The 26,053-nt window shown below is 34.4% G+C and carries 20 protein-coding genes, 3 tRNA genes and 1 rRNA gene; 17 read left to right on the top strand and 7 right to left on the bottom strand.

What is annotated here, in order from left to right:
* Nucleotides 1–215: 215 nt before the first annotated feature.
* From rrf to J3U27_RS00020, 4 genes are all read left to right on the top strand, one after another.
* A 5S ribosomal RNA gene (gene rrf, locus J3U27_RS00005) occupies nucleotides 216–331 on the top strand.
* A 32-nt stretch (nucleotides 332–363) separates the two neighbouring features.
* Nucleotides 364–440 (top strand) — tRNA-Asp (locus J3U27_RS00010).
* 8 nt (nucleotides 441–448) lie between these two features.
* Nucleotides 449–524, top strand: a tRNA-Trp gene (locus tag J3U27_RS00015).
* A 134-nt stretch (nucleotides 525–658) separates the two neighbouring features.
* On the top strand, nucleotides 659–997 hold the full coding sequence (locus J3U27_RS00020; protein WP_065562455.1) for a DUF413 domain-containing protein: 339 nt from the start codon (nucleotides 659–661) through the stop codon (nucleotides 995–997).
* A gap of 4 nt (nucleotides 998–1,001) precedes the next feature.
* On the opposite strand, the gene J3U27_RS00025 is transcribed toward J3U27_RS00020, so the two are convergent.
* The 3 genes from J3U27_RS00025 to znuC all read right to left on the bottom strand — a co-directional run bounded on the left by J3U27_RS00025 (nucleotide 1,002) and on the right by znuC (nucleotide 4,215).
* Entirely contained in the window at nucleotides 1,002–2,525 is a 1,524-nt protein-coding gene (locus J3U27_RS00025) for a YifB family Mg chelatase-like AAA ATPase (protein WP_267376473.1), read from the bottom strand.
* A 119-nt stretch (nucleotides 2,526–2,644) separates the two neighbouring features.
* On the bottom strand, nucleotides 2,645–3,445 hold the full coding sequence (gene znuB / locus J3U27_RS00030; RefSeq protein WP_267336655.1) for a zinc ABC transporter permease subunit ZnuB: 801 nt from the start codon (nucleotides 3,443–3,445) through the stop codon (nucleotides 2,645–2,647).
* Nucleotides 3,445–4,215, bottom strand: coding sequence for a zinc ABC transporter ATP-binding protein ZnuC (gene znuC / locus J3U27_RS00035; protein WP_267376475.1), 771 nt, complete (start codon nucleotides 4,213–4,215; stop codon nucleotides 3,445–3,447). The genes znuB and znuC overlap by 1 nt, the downstream gene beginning before the upstream one ends.
* A 94-nt stretch (nucleotides 4,216–4,309) precedes the next feature.
* Between znuC and znuA the strand changes: the two genes are divergently transcribed.
* The 8 genes from znuA (at nucleotide 4,310) to J3U27_RS00075 (ending at nucleotide 13,242) form a co-directional block, all read left to right on the top strand.
* The gene (gene znuA, locus J3U27_RS00040) at nucleotides 4,310–5,242 is read left to right on the top strand and encodes a zinc ABC transporter substrate-binding protein ZnuA (protein ID WP_267376477.1); all 933 of its coding nucleotides are present in this window, start codon (nucleotides 4,310–4,312) and stop codon (nucleotides 5,240–5,242) included.
* Between the two features lie 29 nt (nucleotides 5,243–5,271).
* Nucleotides 5,272–6,633: a murein DD-endopeptidase MepM gene (gene mepM / locus J3U27_RS00045; protein ID WP_267329985.1), complete on the top strand. Its 1,362-nt coding sequence runs from the start codon at nucleotides 5,272–5,274 to the stop codon at nucleotides 6,631–6,633.
* A 124-nt stretch (nucleotides 6,634–6,757) separates the two neighbouring features.
* Complete coding sequence (mrcB, locus tag J3U27_RS00050) at nucleotides 6,758–9,082, top strand: bifunctional glycosyl transferase/transpeptidase (RefSeq protein ID WP_065735157.1); 2,325 nt, start codon at nucleotides 6,758–6,760, stop codon at nucleotides 9,080–9,082.
* Nucleotides 9,083–9,095: 13 nt separating this feature from the next.
* Nucleotides 9,096–9,905, top strand: coding sequence for a bifunctional DNA-formamidopyrimidine glycosylase/DNA-(apurinic or apyrimidinic site) lyase (gene mutM, locus J3U27_RS00055; protein ID WP_267338147.1), 810 nt, complete (start codon nucleotides 9,096–9,098; stop codon nucleotides 9,903–9,905).
* A 373-nt stretch (nucleotides 9,906–10,278) separates the two neighbouring features.
* Nucleotides 10,279–11,574, top strand: coding sequence for a Tol-Pal system beta propeller repeat protein TolB (tolB, locus tag J3U27_RS00060; protein ID WP_065735188.1), 1,296 nt, complete (start codon nucleotides 10,279–10,281; stop codon nucleotides 11,572–11,574).
* Between the two features lie 171 nt (nucleotides 11,575–11,745).
* Nucleotides 11,746–12,219 (top strand): peptidoglycan-associated lipoprotein Pal, encoded by a 474-nt coding sequence (pal, locus tag J3U27_RS00065; protein ID WP_065562447.1) that lies wholly within the window; start codon nucleotides 11,746–11,748, stop codon nucleotides 12,217–12,219.
* A gap of 67 nt (nucleotides 12,220–12,286) precedes the next feature.
* Nucleotides 12,287–13,030 (top strand): tol-pal system protein YbgF, encoded by a 744-nt coding sequence (gene ybgF, locus J3U27_RS00070; protein ID WP_065735159.1) that lies wholly within the window; start codon nucleotides 12,287–12,289, stop codon nucleotides 13,028–13,030.
* A 136-nt stretch (nucleotides 13,031–13,166) separates the two neighbouring features.
* A tRNA-Lys gene (locus J3U27_RS00075) sits at nucleotides 13,167–13,242 on the top strand.
* 281 nt (nucleotides 13,243–13,523) lie between these two features.
* Here the strand turns inward: J3U27_RS00075 and pepT are convergent.
* Complete coding sequence (gene pepT / locus J3U27_RS00080; RefSeq protein ID WP_267376481.1) at nucleotides 13,524–14,753, bottom strand: peptidase T; 1,230 nt, start codon at nucleotides 14,751–14,753, stop codon at nucleotides 13,524–13,526.
* Between the two features lie 21 nt (nucleotides 14,754–14,774).
* A complete protein-coding gene (locus tag J3U27_RS00085) occupies nucleotides 14,775–16,334 on the bottom strand; it encodes an AbgT family transporter (protein WP_065735161.1) in 1,560 nt (519 codons plus the stop codon).
* 392 nt (nucleotides 16,335–16,726) lie between these two features.
* On the opposite strand from J3U27_RS00085, the gene J3U27_RS00090 reads away from it, so the two are divergent.
* The 5 genes from J3U27_RS00090 (at nucleotide 16,727) to J3U27_RS00110 (ending at nucleotide 24,281) form a co-directional block, all read left to right on the top strand.
* A complete protein-coding gene (locus J3U27_RS00090; RefSeq protein ID WP_267376484.1) occupies nucleotides 16,727–18,991 on the top strand; it encodes an aconitate hydratase in 2,265 nt (754 codons plus the stop codon).
* Nucleotides 18,992–19,010: 19 nt separating this feature from the next.
* Nucleotides 19,011–20,273: an NADP-dependent isocitrate dehydrogenase gene (icd, locus tag J3U27_RS00095; protein ID WP_267376487.1), complete on the top strand. Its 1,263-nt coding sequence runs from the start codon at nucleotides 19,011–19,013 to the stop codon at nucleotides 20,271–20,273.
* Nucleotides 20,274–20,290: 17 nt separating this feature from the next.
* The gene (locus J3U27_RS00100) at nucleotides 20,291–21,646 is read left to right on the top strand and encodes a citrate/2-methylcitrate synthase (RefSeq protein ID WP_267376489.1); all 1,356 of its coding nucleotides are present in this window, start codon (nucleotides 20,291–20,293) and stop codon (nucleotides 21,644–21,646) included.
* A gap of 138 nt (nucleotides 21,647–21,784) precedes the next feature.
* Entirely contained in the window at nucleotides 21,785–23,323 is a 1,539-nt protein-coding gene (gene murJ / locus J3U27_RS00105; protein ID WP_267376491.1) for a murein biosynthesis integral membrane protein MurJ, read from the top strand.
* Nucleotides 23,324–23,351: 28 nt separating this feature from the next.
* Nucleotides 23,352–24,281 carry a hypothetical protein gene (locus tag J3U27_RS00110; RefSeq protein ID WP_267376493.1) on the top strand — a complete coding sequence of 310 codons (930 nt, stop codon included), beginning with the start codon at nucleotides 23,352–23,354 and terminating at the stop codon, nucleotides 24,279–24,281.
* Between the two features lies 1 nt (nucleotide 24,282).
* Here the strand turns inward: J3U27_RS00110 and dusC are convergent, their stop codons facing one another.
* Complete coding sequence (gene dusC, locus J3U27_RS00115; RefSeq protein WP_267338155.1) at nucleotides 24,283–25,233, bottom strand: tRNA dihydrouridine(16) synthase DusC; 951 nt, start codon at nucleotides 25,231–25,233, stop codon at nucleotides 24,283–24,285.
* Nucleotides 25,224–26,003, bottom strand: coding sequence for a molybdopterin-synthase adenylyltransferase MoeB (locus J3U27_RS00120; RefSeq protein ID WP_267376496.1), 780 nt, complete (start codon nucleotides 26,001–26,003; stop codon nucleotides 25,224–25,226). The genes dusC and J3U27_RS00120 overlap by 10 nt, the downstream gene beginning before the upstream one ends.
* Nucleotides 26,004–26,053 lie beyond the last annotated feature (50 nt).

Genomic DNA, 26,053 nt, shown 5'->3' on the forward strand with positions numbered 1-26,053 from the left:
TCAGGTGTGTAAGTGTAGTGATACATTGAGCTAACTGATACTAATGAACCGAGAGTCTTAACCTTACAACTCGGAGTTGTTTTGGATACGCGAAGTTGAGAGTAAGAAATCATCGAAAGATGGTTAAAGATTAATAAAACAGTTTGTTCCGGATTGAGCGATTGGTGAAGATATGTGATAATCATCATCAGTTGAAAAAGAGAAGACAGAATATGTCTGGCGGTAATAGCGCGGTGGTCCCACCTGACCCCATGCCGAACTCAGAAGTGAAACGCCGTAGTGCCGATGGTAGTGTGGGTATTACCCATGTGAGAGTAGGGTGCCGCCAGACTTTTAATTTATAAACACACCAAAAAATACGGTGGAGCGGTAGTTCAGTTGGTTAGAATACCTGCCTGTCACGCAGGGGGTCGCGGGTTCGAGCCCCGTCCGTTCCGCCACCTTATCTAGGGGCGTAGTTCAATTGGTAGAGCACCGGTCTCCAAAACCGGGTGTTGGGAGTTCGAGACTCTCCGCCCCTGCCATAAAAATAATAGATTTGTTCTAATTTTAGTCATTCATTCAATTTTATTTATATAAATAAAAAAATTTTGTTTACAGATTAACTTTGTCAATTATAATTCCCGCCCAACAACTTTTATAATCTAGAGGATATAACATGGCTGAAAGTTTTGTAAGTCAACAACGTTTTTTTGATAATAAGAATTATCCAAGAGGATTTTCTCGTCATGGCGATTTTACTATCAAAGAAGCACAGATCTTAGAAAAATATGGTTGTGCTTTTAGAGATCTCGATGCAGAAACTAAAAAGCCAACTACATCAGAAGAGAAATCTTTTGTTGCAGTTTGTAAAGGGAAAAAGGAACCAGTTACAGATTATGAAAAAACATGGATAAAGTACCTTTCTAAAATTAACAAACCAAAACGTTTTCACACGTTATCAGGTGGAAAACCTCAAGTTGACGTGAGTGATGACTTTGTCGATAGTGATGATTAATTTATTAGCCAATATTTTTGTGCATTTGAATTAATAATCTATCCATAGAACGATAACTCAGTGCTTCTGAAATATGTTTTCGTTCTATGTTCTTTGAACAATCTAAGTCGGCGATAGTCCGAGATACTTTTAATATTCTATGCCAAGCTCGAGCAGAAAGTCCTAATTTAATTAAAGCCTGTTCTAAGTACTCATTATCTTCATCAGTTAACAAACAATGAATTTGAATTTCTTTTGGTGATAATTGACTATTTAACTTTTTATTTCTTATCATTTGAATTTTTCTAGCATCCATAACTCTTTTTTTCACTTTATCAGTTGGTTCAGTTACACTAACTTTTTGACTTAGTGTACCTTTAGGTAGTAATGGTACTTCAATTGATATATCAAAACGATCTAAAAATGGGCCAGAAAGTCGATTTAAGTAACGTATAATTTGTTGTGGTGTTGTCCTATTATGAGTTCCATGATAATGACCCGTAGGGCTAGGGTTCATGGCGGCAATGAGTTGAAACTTTGCTGGAAATTTTATTTTTGCATTTGCCCTAGATATAACTATTTCTCCTGACTCAATGGGTTCTCTTAAGGCATCTAATACTTTACGGTTAAATTCTGGTAATTCATCTAAAAATAACACTCCATTATGGGCTAATGAAATTTCTCCTGGTTTAGGAATTGAGCCGCCACCAACTAAAGCTGCTGCTGATGCACTATGATGCGGGGCTCTAAATGGCCTTTTACGCCAATTTCGAATAGAACCATTAGTGCTAACAAGACTGGTGATTGCTGCACTTTCAAGTGCTTCATCATCTGATAATGATGGTAATAATGAAGTTAACCGAGTGGCTAGCATCGTTTTACCGGTACCTGGTGGACCAATTAACAATAGATTATGTCCACCTGCAGCGGCAATTTCTAAGGCTCTTTTAGCATGTTCTTGACCAATTATATCTTGTAGGTTAATTATTTGCTCATCATCATCTTTGTATTCTCTGTATTCAACAGTAGGTAAATTAATTTCATTGTATAGATATTGGCATAGTTCTAATAAATTATGCGTAATTAACGTATTATTATGATGGATTAATGATATTTCAGATTGATTTTCTCTAGAAATAATCAATGTACGATTATTTTTTTTAGATGATATAGCAGCAGGAATAGCACCTTTTACTGCCTTAATCTCCCCAGATAAGGCTAATTCACCTAAAAATTCATATTTAGTTAGATTATCGTTAGGTATTTGTTCGGTTGCTGCAAGAATAGCGATAGCTATAGGCAAATCAAAGCGACTACCTTCTTTAGGAAGATCTGCTGGAGATAAATTAACAGTTATTTTTTTTGCTGGAAATGTAAAGCCACTATTAATAATAGCGCTTCTAACTCGGTCTTTAGATTCTTTAACCGTTGCTTCTGGAAGACCAACCAGAACGAAACCTGGTAATCCATTACTAATATGTACTTCAACATTAATTTGAGGTGCTTGTATTCCAATAGAGGCTCTTGTATAAATAATTGCGAGAGACATAGTTTTGTCTTCATTAGTTTCTGATTTTTAGCACTTTATTAGTAATTAAATAATGTGAACAAATAGAGAACTAAAAATGCGTGTTCTCTCGCAATAAATTTTCTAATTTTACTGATATTTTAATTTTTAGTTCTTAAAAAGAATTTAGAAATAAATAATGATATAAAAAATAAACAAGTATTACTTAATACAACAGAAGGACCTGTTGGAGTATCATAAATTGATGAAAACAGAATCCCACCCAAAATAGATAGCATCCCAATTAATATTGCAAAAAATGCCATTGATTCTGGGTTTTTAGCATAATATTTAGCTGTAGCAGCAGGAATGATTAATAGTGCAGTAATAATTAAAGCTCCAACAAATTTCATAGCAATACCAATTGTTAATGCTAAAAGTATTGTAAGCATAAATTTTGTTAGTGGAACATTAATACCATGGCTAAATGCTAGTTCCTCACTAACAGTGATAAATAAAAATTGATTCCAACGCCATATCAACAGAATTCCAATTATTACTACACAAATTAAAATCTGATAAACATCAAACATTGTTATAGATAAAAGATCACCAAATAGATAACCCATCAAATCAATGCGTATACTATTCATTAAACTTATCACAACTAAACCAAGTGAAAGAGCGCTATGAGCTAAAATACCCAGTAATGTATCAACAGGTAGTTGTTTTTGAGATTCTAACCATAACAGCCCGATAGCTAATATCAGTGTCACTAAAACGATGGCATAGAATAGATTGATATCAAAAAGGAAGCCAAAGGCAACACCTAATAATGCTGCATGGGATAACGTATCTCCAAAATAAGACATTCTTCGCCAAACAACAAATGTACCCAATGGACCTGTTAAACACGATAAGCATAAACCTGCAAGTAAAGAGGGTAAGAGTAACTCAATCATTATTTTGTTCCTCTTGAATCAGGTAATATAATTTTTCGATTATGATCATTGTGATGCTGGCAACAATCATTATTGTGATGGTGCTTATATAAAGCGATTTGTGATGCGCCGTGAGGTCCAAATAAAGAAACAAATTCTGGATCGTTTGAGACACTAGCTGGTGTTCCTGAACAACAGATATGATGGTTTAAACAAATTACTTCATCTGTTTTTGCCATAACTAAATGTAAATCATGTGAAACCATTACAACACCACAACTAAACTTCGTTTTAGCATCAATAATTAAATCATACAATAGCACTTGCCCATTTACATCTACACCTTGTGTAGGCTCATCTAAAATAAGTAGTTTTGGGCGTTTTGCTAATGCTTGAGCAAGTAGCACTCGCTGTAACTCCCCGCCTGATAATTGATGCATAGATCGATCAATCAGGTATTGAGCTTTTACTAAAGATAATGTTTGGATGATATCATCATAACTTAATTGTTTATTTAGCTGCATAAACCGTTTGACGGTTATAGGTAAAGTTGGATTCAAATTTATTGATTGAGGAACATAACCGATAGTCAAATCAGAAGCACGTTCAATGGTGCCTGTTGTAGGTGAAATTAATCCTAAAATAACTTTGACGAGTGTTGATTTTCCTGCACCATTTGGACCTAGAATCGTAATAATTTGGCTTAAGTTAATCGTCAATGAAACATCATATAATATTTTTTGTTGATTTATTTTAACCGAAATATTATTTAGAGCCATTAATTGTGTCATGATATCGATAGTCCTTGCCGATCAATATGTTATGTTATATTATAACAATAATGTGGTTTTATTCCATCATATTTTATAAATATTGGATGACAAAGTGAAAAATTTAACTAAAAACATCAGACAAGTTCTACGTTTTCTTGCTCAACTTACGCTAATCGTTATTGGATTAACAAATAGTGTTAATGCCACTGTAATTTCCTCAGTAAGGCCGATAGGTTTTATTACTGAAGCAATTGCATCAGGTGTAACAAATACAGATATATTATTGCCGGATGGCGCATCTCCTCATACTTATTCATTGAAACCCTCCGATTTGGCTAAAATTAAGAATGCTGATTTAATAATTTGGGTTGGTGAAGATATGGAAGTTTTTATGCCAACTGTTTTAAAAAATGTTGATGAACACAAGCAGATAGAATTAATGGATGTTCCCGAAATTAAGAGTTTGCTTAGAACCAATCATCACGATGAAGAAATACCTCATGATGATAATGACCATCATCATGGTGAATATGATGAACATATATGGCTTTCGCCAAAAATTGCTAAAATTATTGCAAAATCAATCCATGATAAGCTTATAGAACTGTATCCTAATAAAGTGCAATTGCTTGATGCAAATCTGAACGAATTCATTACAAATCTATCAGAAACAGAACAAAACATTGCAAAAAAACTAATTAGCGTACAAAATAGAGGGTATTTTGTGTTTCATGATGCATATGGGTACTTTGAATCACAGTTCGGATTAAAAAATCTAGGAAGTTTTACCATAAACCCAGCAGTACAGCCTGGCGTTCAAACTGTCTATGCAATTCAAAAAAAGCTAGCGGAACATCAAGCAGTCTGTGTTTTTAGAGAGCCACAGTTTAGCCCTGCAGTTATAAAGAAGTTAGTAAATGGTACAAATGTTAAAATTGGTGAATTAAATCCATTAGGGACAGGTATCATTGTCGAAAAAGGTGCCTATTCACACTTTTTATTAACATTAACTCAGGAGCTGTTGGATTGTTTAGATAAAAAATAGTTTAGATTATAAGATAGTTAAGGTTAATTTTGGCACAGCAGATTAAATCCCCTAATATTGCAAAAAATAAATTCAAAATTCCCTATTTTTCAGTATTAGGAGCCCTTGTTGTTGTTATTTTTGTAACTATATTGTGGCGACCTTTAAATTTAGATCGCACAGTGTACGTCCCTCTAAATTCTCAAGCTCAAACTACAGTTACAGATACGCCTTCGTCTTCAGTTGTTATTGGCGATGGGCGAATTGATATGCTTAGTGATAAGTCTAAAACTGACAATGTTACAGAGTCGTCTGATGTGCCTGAAGATGATATAGCTAAAGACGAATTAGATGATCTTGCTGAAGAAAAAGATAACACAGTGCAATATACCATATCACGTGGTGATACATTACACGATATTTTGAATCGTTATAATGTAAATAAAAATGATATTGCACAGTTAACAGGTAAGTATAAACAACTAGCCAATTTGAGAATTGGACAGCAGGTTAGTTGGACGACCGATGATAATCACAATTTGCTCACTTTTAACTGGACAATATCAACTAATAATGTCCGAATTTTTGAAAAGTCAGGCAATCAATTTATAGAAAGTACTGAAACAGTAGAAGGTGTCTCACAAAATAATGTTATTAAAGGTGAGCTGAAATCCAGTTTTGTAGCTGATGCGCGTAAAGCTGGTTTAACGAGTAATGAGATTGGAATTATTACACGTGCATTGCAGTGGCGTTTGGATTTTCGACGTTTAAAAGTAGGCGATAAATTCGTGGTATACTTATCTCGTGAAATGCATGGAAATCGTTTATCAAATAGTAAATTACTTGGTGTTCGCATTAAAAATGGGTCTAAAGATTATTATGCGATTCTAGCTGATGATGGTAAATACTATGATATTAATGCAGGTAGTTTATCTCAAAGTTTTTTCCGATATCCTTTAGCTAAAAAAGCTCGCGTATCATCAGGTTTTAATCCGCGTCGGTTACATCCAGTTACAGGCGTTGTTACACCACATAATGGTGTTGATTTTGCAGTATCTAGAGGAACGCCAGTATTATCTGTAGGAAATGGAGAAGTTGTTATTGCGAAATACAGCGGCTCAGCAGGTAACTATGTCGCTATACGCCATGGTAGGCAATATATGACGGCATACATGCATTTAGACAAAATTTTAGTGAAACCAGGCCAACAAGTTAAACAGGGTGACAAAATTGGTTTATCTGGTAATACTGGGCGTTCTACTGGACCACATTTGCATTTTGAATTACATATCAATAATAAACCTGTTAATCCATTAACAGCAAGTTTACCGATTAATGAAGGTTTAACCGGTAAGTCTAAAAAAGCATTTATAGAAAAAGTTAAAAATATTCAGCCACAACTTAGTTTTTAATTGATTTTATATATTCAACTATATTATTTAAACTAAAATATCTTATTGATAAGAAGCTCAATGCTTCATTAAAAAGTTATGTTATTATAAGTTAATTTTATTTAATCTTAATATTGGGTGCAGTTTGAACAGACCAACTAAAAAGAAATCGACTAAAAAGGCTTCAAAAAAAAATAAGAAATCATTGTGGCGTCGACTTTGGTCGTTGCTTTTCAAATTATGTCTTATCTTTGTTGCTGTAACTGTCGTTTATGGGATTTATTTAGATCAACAAATTAAAGAACGTATAGATGGTAATGTTTGGGAATTACCTGCGGCTGTCTATGGACAGATAGTCGACCTTGAACCAGATAGTGATTATAGTCTTAGTGATGTTGTTACTTTGCTAAAAGGTGCACAATATCGTCAGCAAGATAGTAAAGCTACTCGACCAGGTGAATTTATTGTTCAAAATGGTGCTGTTGAAATTTACCGTCGTCCATTTACATTTCCTGATGGTGAAGAAAAAGCTTTTCGTGTCAAAATTACTTTCTATGAAAACAGGATAGATCGCATATCTAATTTAGACACAGGTCGTGATTTTGGCTTACTTAAGATTGATCCTAAATTAATAACGATGATGCATTCCCCAAATGGTGAACAACGGCTTTTTGTGCCTTTAAGAGAATTTTCTGACTCGTTAATAAAAACCTTAGTTGCAACTGAAGATAAACGTTTTTATGACCACCATGGTGTAAGTTTATATTCCATTGGTCGAGCTATATATGTTAATTTAACAACAGGTCGTACTGAAGGTGGAAGCACACTAACACAACAAACGGTTAAAAACCTCTTTTTAACGAATGAGAGAAGTATCAGTCGTAAAATACGTGAAGCCTATATGGCTATCATTTTAGATGCTCGATATAGTAAAGAACGTATTTTAGAACTTTACTTAAATGAAGTTTATTTAGGTCAAGCTGGTAGTGAAGAAATTCATGGCTTCCCATTAGCAAGCCTTTACTATTTTGGTCGACCAGTTAATGAATTGACATTAGATCAGCAAGCTGTATTAGTAGGTATGGTAAAAGGTGCTTCGTACTATAATCCTTGGACTCAACCACAACAAGTAATTGAACGTCGTAATGTTGTATTAAAACTTGCTGAGCAACAAGGAATTATTGATGAGGAATTATATAATTTACTCAGCCAACGCCCACTTTCAGTCTTACCAAAAGGTGGTGTGATATCACCGCAACCAGCATTTATGCAAGTTGTCCGTAGTGAGCTGAGAAAACAGTTGGGTGATAAAGCAGACCATCTGTCAGGAATGAAAATTTTCACCACATTCGACCCAGTTGCTCAGGCTGCAGCAGAACAATCGGTTACGGATGAAATAGAAACATTACGTAAATCGACTAATAAAGAATTACAAACAGCAATGGTTATTGTTAGCCGTGAGACAGGTGAAATCCGTTCTATTATTGGTAGCGCTGAGCCACGTTACCCTGGTTATAACAGAGCGTGGTTAACTAGACGAGCAATTGGTTCACTGGCAAAACCGTCAACCTACTTAACTGCATTAGGTCAGCCAGAACGTTATCAGCTTAATACTTGGTTAAACGACAACCCACTATCAATCAAACTTGATAACGGCGGTTATTGGCAACCGAAGAATTTTGATCGGAAATTTCGCGATAAAGTGATGTTAATTGATGCATTAGCTCTTTCACTTAACGTACCTACAGTTAACTTAGGTATGTCATTAGGTTTAGACGCAACTAAAACGACTTTACAAGCATTGGGGGTACCTGAAGATCGTATCCCTAATTTGCCTTCTCGCTTATTAGGTGCTCTAGAGTTAACACCATTAGAAACAGCACAAATGTTCCAAACTATTTCCAATAATGGCCAACGTGCACCGCTCACAATACTACGGTATGTATTAACTGATAAAGGTGAACTAGTTTATCAAAATTACCCGCAACAAATTCAAGCGGTTTCTCAGCAATCGGCTTATTTAACCACTTACGCTATGCAACAAGTCGTTGAATCAGGAACATCACGTTCATTGAAAGCTAAATATGGATCATTCAATTTAGCTGCCAAGACTGGAACAAGTAATGATTCGCGTGATAGTTGGTTTACTGGTATTGATGGAAAAAATGTTGCAGTCATTTGGATAGGGCTTGATGATCATTCACCTATGAAATTAACAGGCGCTACAGGTGCATTAAAAATATATAGTGAATACTTACAAAATAATCCACCGAAAAAATTACAACTTTCAGTACCACAAAATATCTTTATGGTACCTATTGATAGTAGTGGCCAATGGCAGTGCGATGGAGGAGGAGTAAGGACTTTACCTGCATGGACGGTCAATCCGCAAAGTTTATGTGCTGTTAGTTCTCAAACTGAGACAAATCAATCGGCTCCTAGCTGGGTTACTGACATGTTCAATAATTAAATGAGATTATTAAATGCCTGAATTACCAGAAGTAGAAACTAGTCGGCGTGGTATTTTACCTTATTTAAAAGGCCAAATTATCAAACAAGTTGTTGTTCGACAACCCAAGCTTCGTTGGCCTATTGATGTGGCTATTTCCGATGCTCAAGGTCAAATAATCATAGATATCAAAAGACGTGCTAAATATTTATTATTACAGTTGACGCAAAATTGGATTGTAATTCATTTAGGTATGTCTGGTAGCTTACGCATAGTAAAATCAAACCAAAAACCAGATAAACATGATCATGTTGATTTGGTATTAGAAAATGGTGTGACATTACGTTATACCGACCCAAGGCGTTTTGGGTCGTGGCTTTGGACTAATTCTATTGATGATCTTAAACAATTGAAGCATTTAGGATTAGAACCTCTAAGCGAGGAGTTTTCAGCAAACTATCTTTTCGAAAAAGCGACTAATCGAAATATTCCTATAAAAAGCTGGATCATGGACAACCATATTGTGGTTGGTGTTGGTAATATTTATGCTTCAGAATCATTGTTTATGGCAAAAATTAATCCGCACCGGAAAGTAAATAGTTTAACTTTAGAAGAATTTGAACGATTAGTCACAGCAATTAAACAAGTGCTCACCAAATCTATAGAACAAGGTGGTACTACACTTAAAGACTTTGTTCAATCTGATGGTAAACCTGGTTATTTTGTACAAAAGCTCCAAGTATATGGTAGAGAAGGCGAAAAGTGTTTAATTTGTAAATCTGACATAAAGTCTCATCGAATAGGCCAACGCAATACATTCTATTGTGAAAAATGCCAAAAATAGCAAATTTGAAAATTTATTCTTATTGATCATTCTTTAATATCTTTAGCCTGATTATATTTGATTTAAATAAAAATCTTTGGTGACTACTTTTAACTCCACCCAAATCAGAATAGTATAGTAAATAAGCGACAGTAATTGCGAATATAAGAATAATAAATAATTTATATAGAAAAATCTTTTTTACTCAAATAGCTATGGACTTGTTACGCAATTTCGGCTATCTTTCACGCTGATATTTATATTTTGTAAAGAGTGATACCATTTAATAACATTTTATTAATTGTTAAAAGGTTTTATCTTTTTGTATTTAAATACGGTTGTTATACTTATTTTAACTTAAATATATTTCTTTTTGATTAAGGAATTTAAGATGATCAAATTTGCTTCTCGCTTTTTGATAGCTTGTTTTGTTTTTTTATATACAATGATAGCTACTGCTGAAGTTAGAATTATAATCACTGATGGCGTAAGTTCTGCTAAACCAATTGCGGTCATACCATTTAAATGGACAGGTAGTGGTGAACCTCCACAAGTTGTGGATAATATTATTGCTTCTGATTTACGCAATAGTGGTAAATTTAATCCGATTGATGTGGCAGCAATGCCGCAAAAACCAACTACCGCTTCTGAAGTCAATCCTAGTGTTTGGAGCAATATTGGTATTTCTGCCGTTGTCGTCGGAACAATCCAACCTGATGCATCAGGAAAATATCTTATCACCTATCAATTAGTTGATACAGTTGAACGTCCTGGCGCTGTCTTAGTTGAAAATCAGTTTCCTATTGAACAACGTTGGTTGCGTTATGCAGCCCATACTGCAAGTGATGAAATCTTTGAAGCGTTAACTGGTATCAAGGGTGCTTTTAGAACACGTATTGCCTACGTCGTTAAAAATAGTAAGGGTCCTTACACACATGAATTACGTGTATCTGACTATGACGGATTTGATCAAGTCACCGTACACCGTTCAAAAGAACCATTAATGTCACCAACATGGTCACCTGATGGCAAAAAAATAGCCTATGTAACTTTTGAAAGTGGTCGTTCTGCATTAGTGTTAAAAACATTAGAAAGTGGTGCAGTTGAAACTATTGCATCTTTTCCACAGCATAATGGTGCACCAGCATTTTCACCAGATGGTAGCAAATTAGCTTTTGCCTTATCAAAAGGGGGTAGCTTAAATTTATATATGATGAATTTAAGAACTAAGAAAATTACACAAATTACCTCTAGCCGCAGTAATGACACTGAACCTTCATGGATGCCTGATAATGAAACTATAGTTTATACATCTGATCAGGCGGGACGTCCTCAACTATATTCAATTAACATTAATAGTGGAGCATCACAACGTATAACTTGGGATAATACGCAGAATCAAAATGCTCGCGTATCTCCTGATGGTAAGTTTATTGCTGTGATTTCTACTAATAATGGTGAGCAACATATTACTCGATATGATCTAGAAACGAATACTTATCAACGATTAACTGATACGTTTTTAGATGAAACACCGAGTATTGCTCCAAATGGCACTATGATTATCTACAGTTCATCGCAAGGTTTAGGTACAATTTTAAATCTTGTTTCAACTGATGGTAATTTTAAAGCAAGGTTACCAGCGACTGATGGACAAGTAAAATTCCCATCGTGGTCACCTTATTTATGAGGAACGACTAAATTTTAAGCAATAATATAATTATTAAAATTGTGTAAATGTGAAGGTCGTTATAATATATACTTCTAATCTTTCTAGTTGGTAACAGGTGTTACTTTGAAGTTGGTTAGAAGTATACAAAATATAAATAATAATTTATTTAAACACAAAGGAGTTAATTCAATGCAATTTTCTAAATTTCTTAAGGTAGCTGCAGTTGCTTTACCATTAATTGCTGTGACAGCATGTTCTTCAAACAGCAGCAGCAAAGCAGGTAACGGTTCTTTATCTAAAGAAGCTCTAGCTCAATTACAAAAATTACAACAAATCAATACAGTTTATTTTGATTATGATAAATACAATGTTAAATCAGAATATTCAACATTATTAAATGCACATTCAATCTTTATGCGTGCAAATTCATTCTTAAATGTTGTTATTGAAGGTCATGCCGATGAACGTGGTACTCCAGAATACAATATCGCGTTAGGTGAACGTCGTGCAGCAGCAGTTAAATCTTACTTACAAAGTAACGGTGTTTCTGGTGAACAACTTTCAATCGTTTCTTATGGTAAAGAAAAACCAGCAGTATTAGGTCACAACGAAGCAGCTTATGCTAAAAACCGTCGTGCAGTAATTACTTACGCTGGATATTAATCCCATCTTATGACGGCTGATTTATCAGCCGTTTTTTATGTTTAAGTTCACGTCGAGTTTATATAATATGTATAAAAAAATACTCACATTGTCCTTATTTTTATTATTTGCTGGATATGGTTGTGCTGCTGGTAGTTCTGATGTGGATAGAACAATACAAGCACAAGGACAGTTGATAATCCAGAATCAACAAAAAATTAATGATCTACAATCTGATGTAGATACACTTCGTGGTCAATTGGAAGAAACTAAGCATCAACTTAACCAAACAATTGAACGCCAAAAAATGATATTACAGCAAATGACTAATGGGACAGGATTTTCATCAAATCCAAATGATGAAACCCAAGGTGACAGTTCTGATTCAACATCAAGCACTGATGCTGGGGCATCGCCATCATCATCTTCAGGTTTATCTGGATGGTCTACTTCAGGTGATGATAAAGCGGATTATAATTACGTCATGCAATATATTAATGATGACAAACAGAGTGATGACGTAATTATAGCCTTTCAAAATTATCTAAAAGCCTACCCAAAGACAAGTTACCGTGCAAATGTCAATTATTGGCTTGGTCAACTTTGTTATAAAAAAGGAAAAAAAGATAATGCATCATTTTATTATGCAACAGTAGTAAAAGATTTTCCATCTTCTCCAAAAGCAGCAGATAGCCTTTACAAAGTGGGTTTAATTTTACTTGATAAAGGTGATAAAAAGAATGCCAAAACTGTATTTCAACAAGTCGTAAATAAATACCCTAAAGATAAAAAGACAGTTGATCTAGCAAATAAAAAAATAGCATCGTTATAATAAAGTGTATAAATAACCAGCTATTGAATAAAAATAGCAATAAAAGGGTTGCACCGCCTTATAATTATAAGTATTATAGCAACCCGAAATTGCTTGAAGCGATAAGTAATAAAGCAGAAAGTAATTCTATCAAAATGGGTTGTTAGCTCAGTCGGTAGAGCAGCGGACTTTTAATCCGTTTGTCGAGCGTTCGAATCGCTCACGACCCACCATTTCCTCTCAAATTTTAAATTCACTTAATCAAACTTAGAAAGCTAATAAATTTATCGATTAATCAGCTTAGCCAATTTTAATAGACCGTAGTTAAAATAAGATAGATTCTTAAACAAATTAGCGCTATTCAATCTAAGTCGAACACTAATTTATTTGATAAAGAGTATTGGCGCTCAAGTAGTATGTATGGTACTTGAGGGCCTTTTATTAACTGCAAGTTATAAATTATACTCCTCAATGAATACTTTTAAGAGGGAATAGTATTCCCTCTTTTATTAATCTAAACTTTCGCCGCTAATTCAATAATTTTCATCGTGACTTCGAATGATTTCAAGAATGATGATAATGGTAAAAACTCAAAACAAGAATGGAAGTTATGTGCGCCAGTAAAATAGTTTGGCGTGGTGAGTCCTCTTGCTGATAGTGCTGAACCATCTGTTCCTCCACGCATGGCAATAGTATTTGGTTTAATACCCAATAATTCAAATGATTGGTAAATCAAATCAATACAACGACGATCATCACCTAAATAATTAGCAATATTGCTATAGATATCAGTAATTTGACATTCAATTTTTGCTTTAGGATATTTACGACTGATAAAACTAACCACATCTTGAATGTAAGTTTTACGAGCTTCATATCGAGTTAAATCAAAATCACGAATGCTCATTTTTAATGTAGTTGTGCTTTGGTTACCAATAATATCATTAAACCAAAAATATCCTTCTTTACCTTCGGTATGTTCAGGTGTTTCAAAGCTATCAAAACAGTTAATAATATCATTCGCTATGCGAATTGGATTGATTAAGACATTTTTTGCTGACATAGGATGAGCAGATACACCCTCAATTTCAAACGTAACCGAGCCAGCATTGAATGTTTCATAAACGACTTCACCCAATTCACAGCAGTCAATGGTATAAGCAAAATCAGGTTTAAAACGTTGCAGATCCAGTTTTTTGGCGCCATTTAACCCAACTTCTTCATCTGGCACGAAAGCAACATAAATATCACCATGTAGGCAATTTTGCTGTTGCAACTGATCTAACATGGTCATGACAATTGCAATTGCTGCTTTATTATCAGCGCCTAAAACACTGGTACCATCTGTAACGAGCAGCTCTTCATTGAGATACTTCTTCAACTCTGGATGTTCTGCCACCTTAAACCAAATATCTTTGTCTTTATTTAATAAGATATCTTCACCAGTAAAAGTCACCCTTTGTGGATTAATCTTCTCTGACAGTGCGACATCTACAGTATCAAGATGCGCAACAAAGCCAATTTTTGGCGCATTAGGTTGGTTACCGGTTAATTTGGCTGTCACAATACTATGTTCATCAAGGTGAACATCTTGTAACTTCAAATCAATTAACTCTTGTTCAAGTTGTTTTGCTAAATTAGTTTGTCCTGGAGTAGAGGGCACAACTGCCGAGCCAGCTTTGCTTTGGCTTGGAATACTTACATAACGTAAAAATCGTTTAACTAATTGTTCGGTAATATTCATGATTAAAATCCTTATCTGCGATTAACTAGTTATTGGAGGATAGACATAACCACTATCAAAACCGATAGGAAGACCTAAAAACCAAAACAGTAATAAATTTATTGTCAAAGCAATTAAGAGAGCAGCCGTATATGGGATCATCATCGAACTCAAAGTACCCACACCAGTGTTTTTACAATACTGCTGACAATAAGCAATGATCAAAGGATAAAAAGCAAACATAGGCGTGCTAACATTAACTGCTGAACTGATACGATAAGCTGCTTGGGTTAATTCTGGCGAGATCCCCACAGACATAAGCATCGGAACAAAAATCGGCGCTAAAATAGCCCATTTGGAAGAGGCTGAAGTGATTAACACATTAAGCAGACTAGTTAGAATTATTACGCCAAAAATAGTAACAACTGATGGCAAATGTAATGCTTTTAAAAACTCAGCTCCACCAATAGCAATTAAGGTACCAATTTGTGAGTTTGAAAATACATATAAAAATTGCGCACAAAAGAAAGCAAAAACAATAAATGGAATAAGTGACTTAGTAATATTTTCCATTGATTTGACGATATCTCGCGATGATTTAAATGCGCCAGTGATAAAGCCATGAATTAAGCCTGGTATTGCAAAAAATACAAATAACAACGGCACAATAATTTGCATGATTGGTGCTTTGTTACTCGTCATACTACCGTCGGGTGCGCGTAATAAAGAATCTTCTGGTAATAAAACCAATACTAAGCCGACAGCAATAATTAAAAAAACAGCTGATGCAATTTTAAATGCTTTATTTTCAATTGGTGAAATCTCAGGAGAATCAGCAATGTTATCTAATTGAATATCATTGTTTAAAGGCATCGTGGCATTTAAGCGAGGCTCAACAATCTTATCTGTAACAAACCAGCAGGCTATCAATACAAAGAAAGTACCACCAAAACTTAAAAAGTAATTACAAAGAACATTGACTTGATATGTTGGGTCAATAATTTGAGCGGCGCTTTGTGTAAAGCCTTGCATTATTGGATCAATAATTGACGGGGTATAGCTTGAACTAAAACCTCCAGCTAATCCTGCAAATGCAGCAGCAATCCCCGCTAATGGGTGACGCCCTGTTGCATAAAACATCATTGCTGACACAGGCATTAAAATTACATAAGCAGAGTCTGACGCGATATGACAAACCATACTGACAAAAATGACTGAAGGAGTAACCAGTTTTTTAGGTGTGATAGCTAATAACTTTTTGAGCAGAACATGAATATAGCCACTGCTTTCAGCAATACCAATACCCAATGTAGCTACAATGGTAATTCCAAGAGGTGGAAATGAGACAAAATTTGATACAAGTTTTGTAAAAAAGGTAACTAATTGGTTGGGTGCTAACATATTCACTACTGCCAGTTTTTCTTGCGTTACTGGATTAATATAATTAAAGCTGACAAAAGAAAGTAATAATGAAGCAACCAGACAAATTATTAATGCATAAAAGAAAAGAGTTGTAACATCAGGAATTTTGTTTCCAATTCGTTCTATTGTATTTAAAAATCCACCAGTTTTTAATGGTGACGTATTTTTTATTTGATTCATGAAAAAAAGTGTAAATATTATTCGGGAAAACAATGTAACATAGTTTAATAATGTAAGTAAACAATGCGTTGGCGCGATTTTAATGACTTAAAAAACCCCGTTCCTCAACTTTTTTTACATTATTTTTACTTATGGGATTTACTAATTTTGAATTTTCTTTAATGTGCATAATATTTAATATTTCGCTAGTATAGAATTCCTGTTAACGATGACATCTAAATTTATTGTTTTTAATCAAAGTTAACAATAAGTATTGCTGCAAGATTGCATAAAACAAAAATAATGCTATATTGTCTGAATATTTAATCATAAAAAAAGAATAAATATTCAATCATCCTGATTGTGAGTAAGGCTCTAAAGGATATTATAATATAAGCAATGGGAGCTTAATTATGGTTTTCGATATTGATTTAATAAAAGATATTTATCAACATTACCCGCAAAAAATTGATCTTATTCGCCAGAAAATTGGAAAACCATTAACCTTGACGGAAAAAATCCTTTATGCCCATCTTGCTGAAGGTGAAGAGCTTAAAGCTTATAAAAGAGGGGAAGATTATGTAAATTTTTCCCCAGATCGTGTCGCTATGCAAGATGCAACGGCACAAATGGCACTATTACAATTAATGAATTCTGGTCGTAAACGAGTTGCGGTACCTTCAACAGTCCATTGTGATCACCTTATTCAAGCTTATAAAAATGCCCATGATGATCTCATCATTGCTGAAAGTAATAACCATGAAGTTTATCAATTTTTACGTGATGTTTCGAACAAATATGGCATCGGATTTTGGAAACCTGATGCAGGAATCATTCACCAAGTAGTGCTTGAAAATTATGCCTTTCCTGGTGGTATGATGATCGGTACCGATTCGCACACCCCTAATGCAGGTGGCCTATCCATGATTGCCATTGGTGTTGGTGGCGCTGATGCTGTTGACGTGATGGCGGGTATGCCATGGGAACTAAAAATGCCAAAAATTATTGGTGTAAAGCTAATTGGAAAATTATCTGGCTGGTCATCACCAAAAGATGTCATTTTAAAACTAGCTGGTATTTTAACCGTTAAAGGTGGTACTAATTCAATTATTGAATATTTTGGAGAAGGTACTGAGTCGTTATCAGCCACTGGTAAAGCAACAATTTGTAATATGGGAGCTGAAGTTGGCGCAACAACCTCAATCTTCCCTTACAGTAAAAAATCTGCTGATTATCTTGCCATGACTGGTCGTCAAGAAGTAGTGGATTTAGCTAATACATTGGCAGATTGTTTCAATCCTGATAAAGAAATTTTAAAGCAACCTGAAAATTATTATGACCAAGTTATTGAAATTAATTTATCGACCTTAGAACCTTATGTGAATGGTCCATTCACACCTGACTTAGCTTATCCTATTTCAGAGCTTGCTTCTGCCGTTAAAGAACACGATTATCCAGACAATATGGAAGTTGGACTTATTGGATCATGTACTAATTCTTCTTATGAAGATATGATGCGCGCAGCTTCAGTTATTGATAGTGCTAATAAATTAGGCTTAAAAGTAAATGCAAAATTAATTATCAATCCTGGCTCAGAGCAAGTTAAATATACTTCTAAACGTGATGGCATTTTAAGTCGTTTTGAACAAGCAGGTGCTGCTATTATGGCTAACGCATGTGGCCCTTGCATTGGGCAATGGCGTCGTGATGAAGTTGCCGATGAACACAAAAATTCGATTGTCACCTCGTTCAATCGTAATTTTGCTAAACGTAATGATGGTAGCCCAAACACTTATGCGTTTGTTTGTTCCCCAGAAATTGTAGTGGCATTATCAATTGCAGGTAAATTAAGCTTTAACCCACTTACTGACCATCTCATTAATGTTAAAGGTGAAAAAGTGAAACTTCCTGAGCCACTCGGTGATGAGTTGCCAAAACAAGGATTTGCGGTTGATGATGCTGGGTATATTGGGCCAATAGCTGATGGTAGTGCAGTTGAAGTTCGTATCGATCCTCATTCAGATCGACTACAACAGCTTTTACCTTTCACTCCTTGGGATGGTAAAGATATTATTTCGCAACCACTATTGATTAAAGCAACTGGTAAATGTACCACAGACCATATTTCAATGGCTGGTAAGTGGCTAAAATTTCGTGGTCATCTAGATAATATTTCAAATAATATGCTAATAGGTGCGGTTAATGCCTTTAATCAAAAAACGAACTGTGTGTTGGATGCTCAAACGGGAGATTATGTTGAGGTACCTGCATTAGCACGTAAATTAAAATCACAAGGAATCGGGTCAATAGTTGTTGCTGAAGAGAATTATGGTGAAGGTTCATCAAGAGAACATGCTGCAATGGAACCACGTTTTTTAAACGTTAAAGCCATTGTGGTTAAATCGTTTGCTCGTATTCATGAAACCAATCTAAAAAAACAAGGTATGCTTGCTTTAACCTTTGTCAATAAAGATGACTATGACAAAATTCGTGAAGATGATCAAATTAGCATTACAGGACTCAGTAATTTTGCTCCGGGAAAAAATCTAACATTAACCCTTCATCATCGTGATGGTAGTAAAGAGTCTTTCGCCGTTTCGCATACTTACAATCAAGCACAAATTGAATGGTTCAAGGCAGGTAGTGCATTGAATAAGTTAAAAGAAGAAGTTAAGTAAAATAAGAGGAATAGACAATATGAATCAGCAAGTTTCAATTGAAAATGGACAATTAGTTGTACCAAATCATCCAACGATTCCTTTTATTGAAGGTGATGGTGTGGGTAAAGAGATTTGGCACGCTGCTCGAGCTATTTTTGATAAAGCAGTTGAAAAAGCTTATCAAGGTAAGCGTAGTATTCAATGGAAAGAAGTACTTGCTGGTGAGAAGTCGTTTAATTTAAATGGATCATGGCTACCTGAAGAGACCATGAGTGCCTTCAAAAATTATCTTATCGGTATCAAAGGACCATTAATGACACCTGTTGGCGGAGGGATTCGCTCACTAAATGTTGCATTGCGACAAGAATTAGATCTTTATGTTTGTTTGCGCCCTGTCCGTTGGTTCAAAGGTGTTGAATCACCAATAAAGCATCCTGAAAAAGTAAACATGACCATTTTTCGTGAAAATACCGAAGATATATACGCCGGTATTGAATGGCAACAAGGTTCTGATGATGCTGAAAAGTTTTATCATTTTTTATCTGAACAAATGAAAGTAACTAAAGTTAGGTTCCCTAAAACCTCAGCTTTTGGAGTGAAACCTGTCTCAATTGAGGGATCTGAACGCCTAATACGCTCAGCAATCAAGTATGCATTACAACATAAATTACCGTCTGTGACCCTTGTTCATAAAGGTAATATTATGAAATTTACCGAAGGTGGATTTAAGCAATGGGGTTATGAACTTGCGGAAAGAGAATTTGCTGACGTAGTTTTCACCATGAATCAATATGCAAAAATTCAGAAGGCCCAAAGTAAAGCAGCAGCAGAACAAGCATTACAAACCGCTAAAGCAAACTCTAAATTAATTATTAAAGATGTTATTTGTGATGCATTTTTACAAAATACATTATTAAAACCTGAGGACTATTCTGTTGTTGCAACATTAAATCTCAATGGTGATTATGTATCGGATCAGCTGGCTGCCATGGTTGGTGGTATTGGTATTGCGCCAGGTGCTAATATTAATTATTTAACCGGACATGCTATATTTGAAGCAACACATGGTACCGCACCTGATATAGCAGGTCAAAATCAAGCCAATCCATCATCACTTATATTGTCAGGAGTGATGATGTTTGAATACTTAGGTTGGCATGAAGTAGGACAATTAATCACTAATGCGATGGAAAATTTGTTTCAATTAGGTAAAGCAACAACTGATTTAGCACGCTTTATGCAAAATGGACAATCATTATCAACAACTGAATTTACTCAAGCAGTTATCGATAATTTATAATTCAAAGGGGATGGTTAATGAAAGAAAAGTTCTTGGTTTATAAATTATCGGAAACCATTAAAAATACTAGTAAAATTGAATCGCAGTTATTCGAACAATTTAATGTAAAACGTGGATTACGTAATGCAGATCATACTGGTGTATTAGTTGGATTAACCAAAATTGGTGATGTATTAGGCTATGAACGCTTAGAAAATGGTTCTCTAAAACCAATTGCCGGTAAATTATTATACCGAGGAATTGATATTGAAGAGCTGGTTCATAATGCTCAACAAGAGCGACGAACAGGGTTTGAAGAAACTATCTATTTATTATTATCTGGTTACTTACCCGATAAAGAAGAATTACGAGATTTTTCACGTTTACTCTGTGAGTCGATGGCGTTAGAAAAACAAACTAAGATTGCCATAATGGAACTTGAAGGCCATGATGTGATGAACATTTTGGCTAGAACTGTTCTTGAAATGTATACTTATGATCCTGAACCTGATGATACCTCACGTGATAATTTAATGCGTCAATCCATCGATTTAATTGCTAAATTCCCAGCAATTATTGCTTATGCTTACAATATGTTAAGTCATAGTGCTAAAGGTAAATCACTGCATATCCGCCATCCACACGAAGATTTTTCAATTGCAGAAAATTTTCTCTATATGATGAAAGGATCCGGTCGATACACAGAACTTGATGTAAGAGTACTTGATTTAGCCATGATTATTCATGCTGAACATGGTGGCGGGAATAATTCAACTTTTACCGTTCGCGTAACGAGTTCTACGGGTACCGATACTTACTCATCTATTGCTGCAGGTATAGGATCATTGAAAGGTCCATTGCATGGTGGGGCTAATTTGCAAGTAGGAAAAATGCTTAAACATCTTGCCGAAGAGATTAAAAATTGGACTGATGCAGATGAAATTGATGCATATCTACAACGTATTTTAGATAAAGAAGTGTTTGATCGAAAAGGGTTAATTTATGGTATTGGTCATGCTGTTTATACCGTATCAGACCCAAGAGCCATGTTGCTAAAAGAGATGGCCCATAAACTTGCTCAAGAAAAAGGCCGAGAAAAAGAATTTAACTTTCTAAACTTACTTGAGGAACGTGCGATTCATGCAATAGTTAATCGTAAAAATGCCAGAACTAAAAAACAAGTCTGTGCTAATGTCGATTTTTATTCAGGTTTTGTTTATGACATGATTGGGTTACCAAAAGAAGTTTACACGCCATTATTTGCTATGTCGCGAATCGTTGGATGGTGTGCTCATCGCATTGAAGAACTTAATTTTGATGATCGTCGAATTATACGTCCTGCCTATAAAAACATTGGCGAACTTATGCCTTTTATTCCTTTGAAAGATCGTTGATACATATACCGTCAGTATCATTCTGACGGTGATATTAAAATGGCTGTTTATTAAAAAATCATGGTGATTTAGAACAATAGTTTGTAGACTATGCTTCATTAATCGTTTTTGACTATGTACTTGGTACATAAATCGTATATGAATCTTTTAAAATCTTTAGCTACAGTTAGCTCAATGACAATGGTTTCACGCGTTTTGGGGTTTGTTCGTGATGCTATTATTGCCCGTTTTTTTGGAGCGGGAATGGCTACGGATGCATTTTTTGTTGCTTTTAAACTGCCCAATTTACTTCGACGAATTTTTGCTGAAGGGGCTTTTTCCCAAGCTTTCGTACCGATTTTAGCTGAATATAAAAATCAGCAAGGCATTGAGGCTTCACGTACTTTTGTGGCTTATATCGCAGGTTTATTAACACTGGTATTAGCTATCGTTACTTTAATTGGTGTTGTAACTGCACCATTTATTATAATGATAACTGCACCAGGTTTTATGCAAGAATCATCAGATAAATTTGAACTTGCAACAATTATGCTACGAATTACTTTTCCTTATATCTTTTTTATCTCACTTGCATCATTAGTGGGCGCTATACTTAATACTTGGAATCGTTTTTCTGTACCTGCATTTGTGCCAACGTTGTTAAATATTAGCATGATTGCTTTTACCTTATTCTTAACCCCTTATTTTAATCCACCAGTGCTTGCGTTAGCTGTTTCTGTTGTGGTGGGGGGAATTTTACAATTGCTATATCAGCTACCTTATTTGAAAAAGATTGGTATGTTGGTTTTGCCTCGTATTAGTTTTAAAGATAGTGGTGTTTGGCGAGTGTTAAAGCAGATGGGTCCCGCTATCTTAGGTGTATCAGTCGGTCAAATATCGTTAATTATTAATACAATATTTGCATCATTTTTGATTTCAGGTTCTGTTTCATGGATGTATTATGCTGATAGATTAATGGAATTTCCTGCAGGTGTACTAGGTGTTGCATTAGGAACTATTTTGTTACCATCTTTAGCCAAAAGTTTTGCCAAAGGTGACCACAAACAATATTCAGAGTTGTTAGATTGGGGACTTCGCCTCTGTTTTTTATTAGCTTTGCCAAGTACTGTGGCATTAGGTGTTATTTCTAAACCATTAATATCAACCCTTTTCGAGTATGGTCAATTTACTTTAAATGATACTTTGATGACTCAACGTGCATTAGTCGCTTATTCAATTGGTTTGCTTGGATTAATTTTGATTAAAGTATTAGCCCCCGCATTTTATTCCAGACAAGATATTAAAACACCGGTGAAAATTGCAATAATAACCCTTATTTTAACGCAATTGATGAATCTGGCTTTTATTGGACCTTTACAACATGCAGGCCTTTCATTATCAATTGGACTTGCAGCATGTTTTAATGCTGGTTTATTGTTTTGGCAACTTCGTAAGAAGAAACTCTACCAACCACAACCAGGTTGGTATCGATTTTTACTCAAGGTTATTATTGCTGTTTTATTGATGTCAGTAGCGTTGTGGTTTGGAGCTCAGTTATTACCCGATTGGTCTACAGGCTCAATGCTAACTAGAATTGGATATTTATTCTTGCTAGTTATTGTTGGTATTTGTATCTATTTTGGCTCGTTGGCCTTGATGGGCTTTAAAATAAAACATTTTATTAAAAGAATTGAATAAGTTGTGGTATTGATAACAAGGAAGTTAAATGCAAAAAGTATCTTTTTTTAAATTGCCGTTAACAGGATGTTTAGTTTATTTTTTATTTAGCACAATTTTGAATACATCTTTTTTATATTTGCAACACAATGCTTCAATTCCAGATAATATGTTTTGGTATTTCTTTTTTGAATCAGATTTTTTATTTCGGTTTTTATTTGAAAAAAGTTTTATAGAAGCATTATGGGTTTTTGGTCTTTTAGCGGTCTTCTTTTATTCTTTCCATATTCATATTGTTAATAAAGCTAATATAGTTTCACTAATCATTTTAATGTTGATTTATTCAATTATTGCATCTTTCATTGCAATTAATACAAACGTTAAACCCCAAAATTATCACCTTTATTCAATATTATTTAGTTTAGCATTTGCTATTATTCGTTATTCACTCGAAGTCTTGCTTTTGTATTATTTAATTGACTTTTCTAAAATTTATTTTGTTAAAGATCAAAATGAATTTATTTTGACTAAAAAAAATTCCTCTGAAATTCACTTTATTCTTTTTTCTATTTTTAGTGGCTTTATATTGATTAAAGGTTTTAACCTTCTTTATGAGCCTCTTTCAAAAAAATTTGATATTTCTAATTTTTTTACTGCTATTTATCTGGGTGCTTTATTATTGGGTCTTGTATTGAGCAAACGATGGTTTCATATTTTTTCTAATAAAGTTATCTATATAAAACTTTTTAAAAGTGTATCAATATCAAATATTTTAATTTTAGCCGTTGTTTATATTATCTTTACCATTATTTATGACAATCCAACCAAATACTATATTGATTTGTTTGATATATTATTTAAGTATATTCGTATATTATTTTTATTGATATTTCTTATTTTATGGATTTGCCTAGTACTTAATAAAATAACTAAATATTATTTTGGTAAGACAAATTTTAAGAGTGCCAAAACCAGTTAGATTAATTATTTAATTTAGTTTTCAAAAAATCACAGATTTCAATTTGTGATTTTAATTGTCTTATTTCAGGCAGTAATACCGATGCTTCTGGATAATGCTGTTTTAAATAAGCTAACCATTGTTTAATTCGAGCAGAATGATAAAGTGGCTTTACATCGTCAATAGCCGTCATCGCATAACTAAGTAGTATTTTTATGACTTCTTGCCAGATTAATGATGAATGTTTATAACGAATTATATTAGCTAAATTAGGAATATTTAGTATCCCACGGCCAAGCATGATGTCATTTGTTTGGCTATGTTTTATGCAGTTGTAGGCATCTTCAATAGAAAAAATTTCGCCATTAGCAATAACTGGAATGGTTAGTTTTTGTTTTATCTTTCCAATTGTTGACCAATCAATTTTATCAGCTTTATATCCATCTATTTTTGTTCTACCATGAATGACAATTTCATTTGCTCCTGCATTTTCAATTGCTTTTGCAATTTCGTAACAGCGGGATTTATCTTCCCATCCTAATCGAATTTTAACTGATAATACGGGATTAGAACCTATTGCTGTTCTAACTTGATTCACAATGTTATATATCTGATTCGGATATTGTAATAAATAAGCACCGCCATGGTTGCCTACTACTGTTTTAGCCGGACAGCCAAAATTAATATCTACACCATAAGAGCCTAACTCGATAGCTTTAACGGCATTTTCTGCTATCCATTCTGGTGATTGTCCCAGTAGCTGAATACGTACAGGCGTTCCTGATATTGTTTTGCCATCATTATGAAGTTCTGGGCATAGTCGGAAGAAAGTTCGATTAGATAATTTATGGTTGGTCACTCTTACAAATTCAGTTACACAATAATCAAACTTATTAATTTCAGTTAAGATTTCTCGAACATGATAATCAAGCACTCCCTCCATTGGTGCTAAAATAATTCGATTTATTTGCATTTTATGGCCTGTGTAGTATGTTGATTTCCACAAATAATACAATTACTTTGTTTAGCAAATGTAACTTGGTTAAACTCCATCGTCATACCATCAACCATCAATACTCTCCCAACTAGAGGTTTCCCATACTTGGTAAGTACTTTGATGGACTCTAGTGCTTGAATTGAACCAAACATACCGACTAATGGCGCCATTATGCCTGCTTCAATACAAGTAAGCTGGTTTTGACCAAATAATTGACTTAAGCAATGATAACATGGTTGATCATCTTCATAATTAAATACAGTCAGTAAACCTTCCATTCGAATTGCAGCGCCTGAAACTAAAGGTTTTTTTTCTTGAAAACAGCAACGATTAATTTGTTCACGACTCGTTAAATTATCAGTGCAATCAATGACGATATCATGCTGTTTGATTACTGTCATTAATTCACTATCAACCAGCTTCTGATTAATGGTGTCAATAATCATATTTGGATTGATTTGGCTTAATTTTTGCTTAGCTATATCAACCTTATATTGATTTATGGATTTTGGCGTGTATAAAATTTGTCGATTCAAATTTGATTCGGATATGGTATCAAAATCAATTAAAGTCACTTTGCCTATGCCAGATGCAGCTAAATAGAGGGATGCAGCACAACCTAATCCGCCTAATCCAATAATTAAAACTGTACTGTTTTTTAAAACTTGCTGCTTATCAATATCAAAACCATGCAAAGCTATTTGCCTGTCATAACGAAACAATTCTTGGTCGGTAAGCATTAACATATGAAGTTATAAAGGTTGATGATGAAGTGGATAGTATAACAAAAACTTGG

Origin of the sequence: Gilliamella sp. B2911 (assembly GCF_026536965.1) — a bacterium.
GTDB lineage: Bacteria > Pseudomonadota > Gammaproteobacteria > Enterobacterales > Orbaceae > Gilliamella > Gilliamella apicola_E.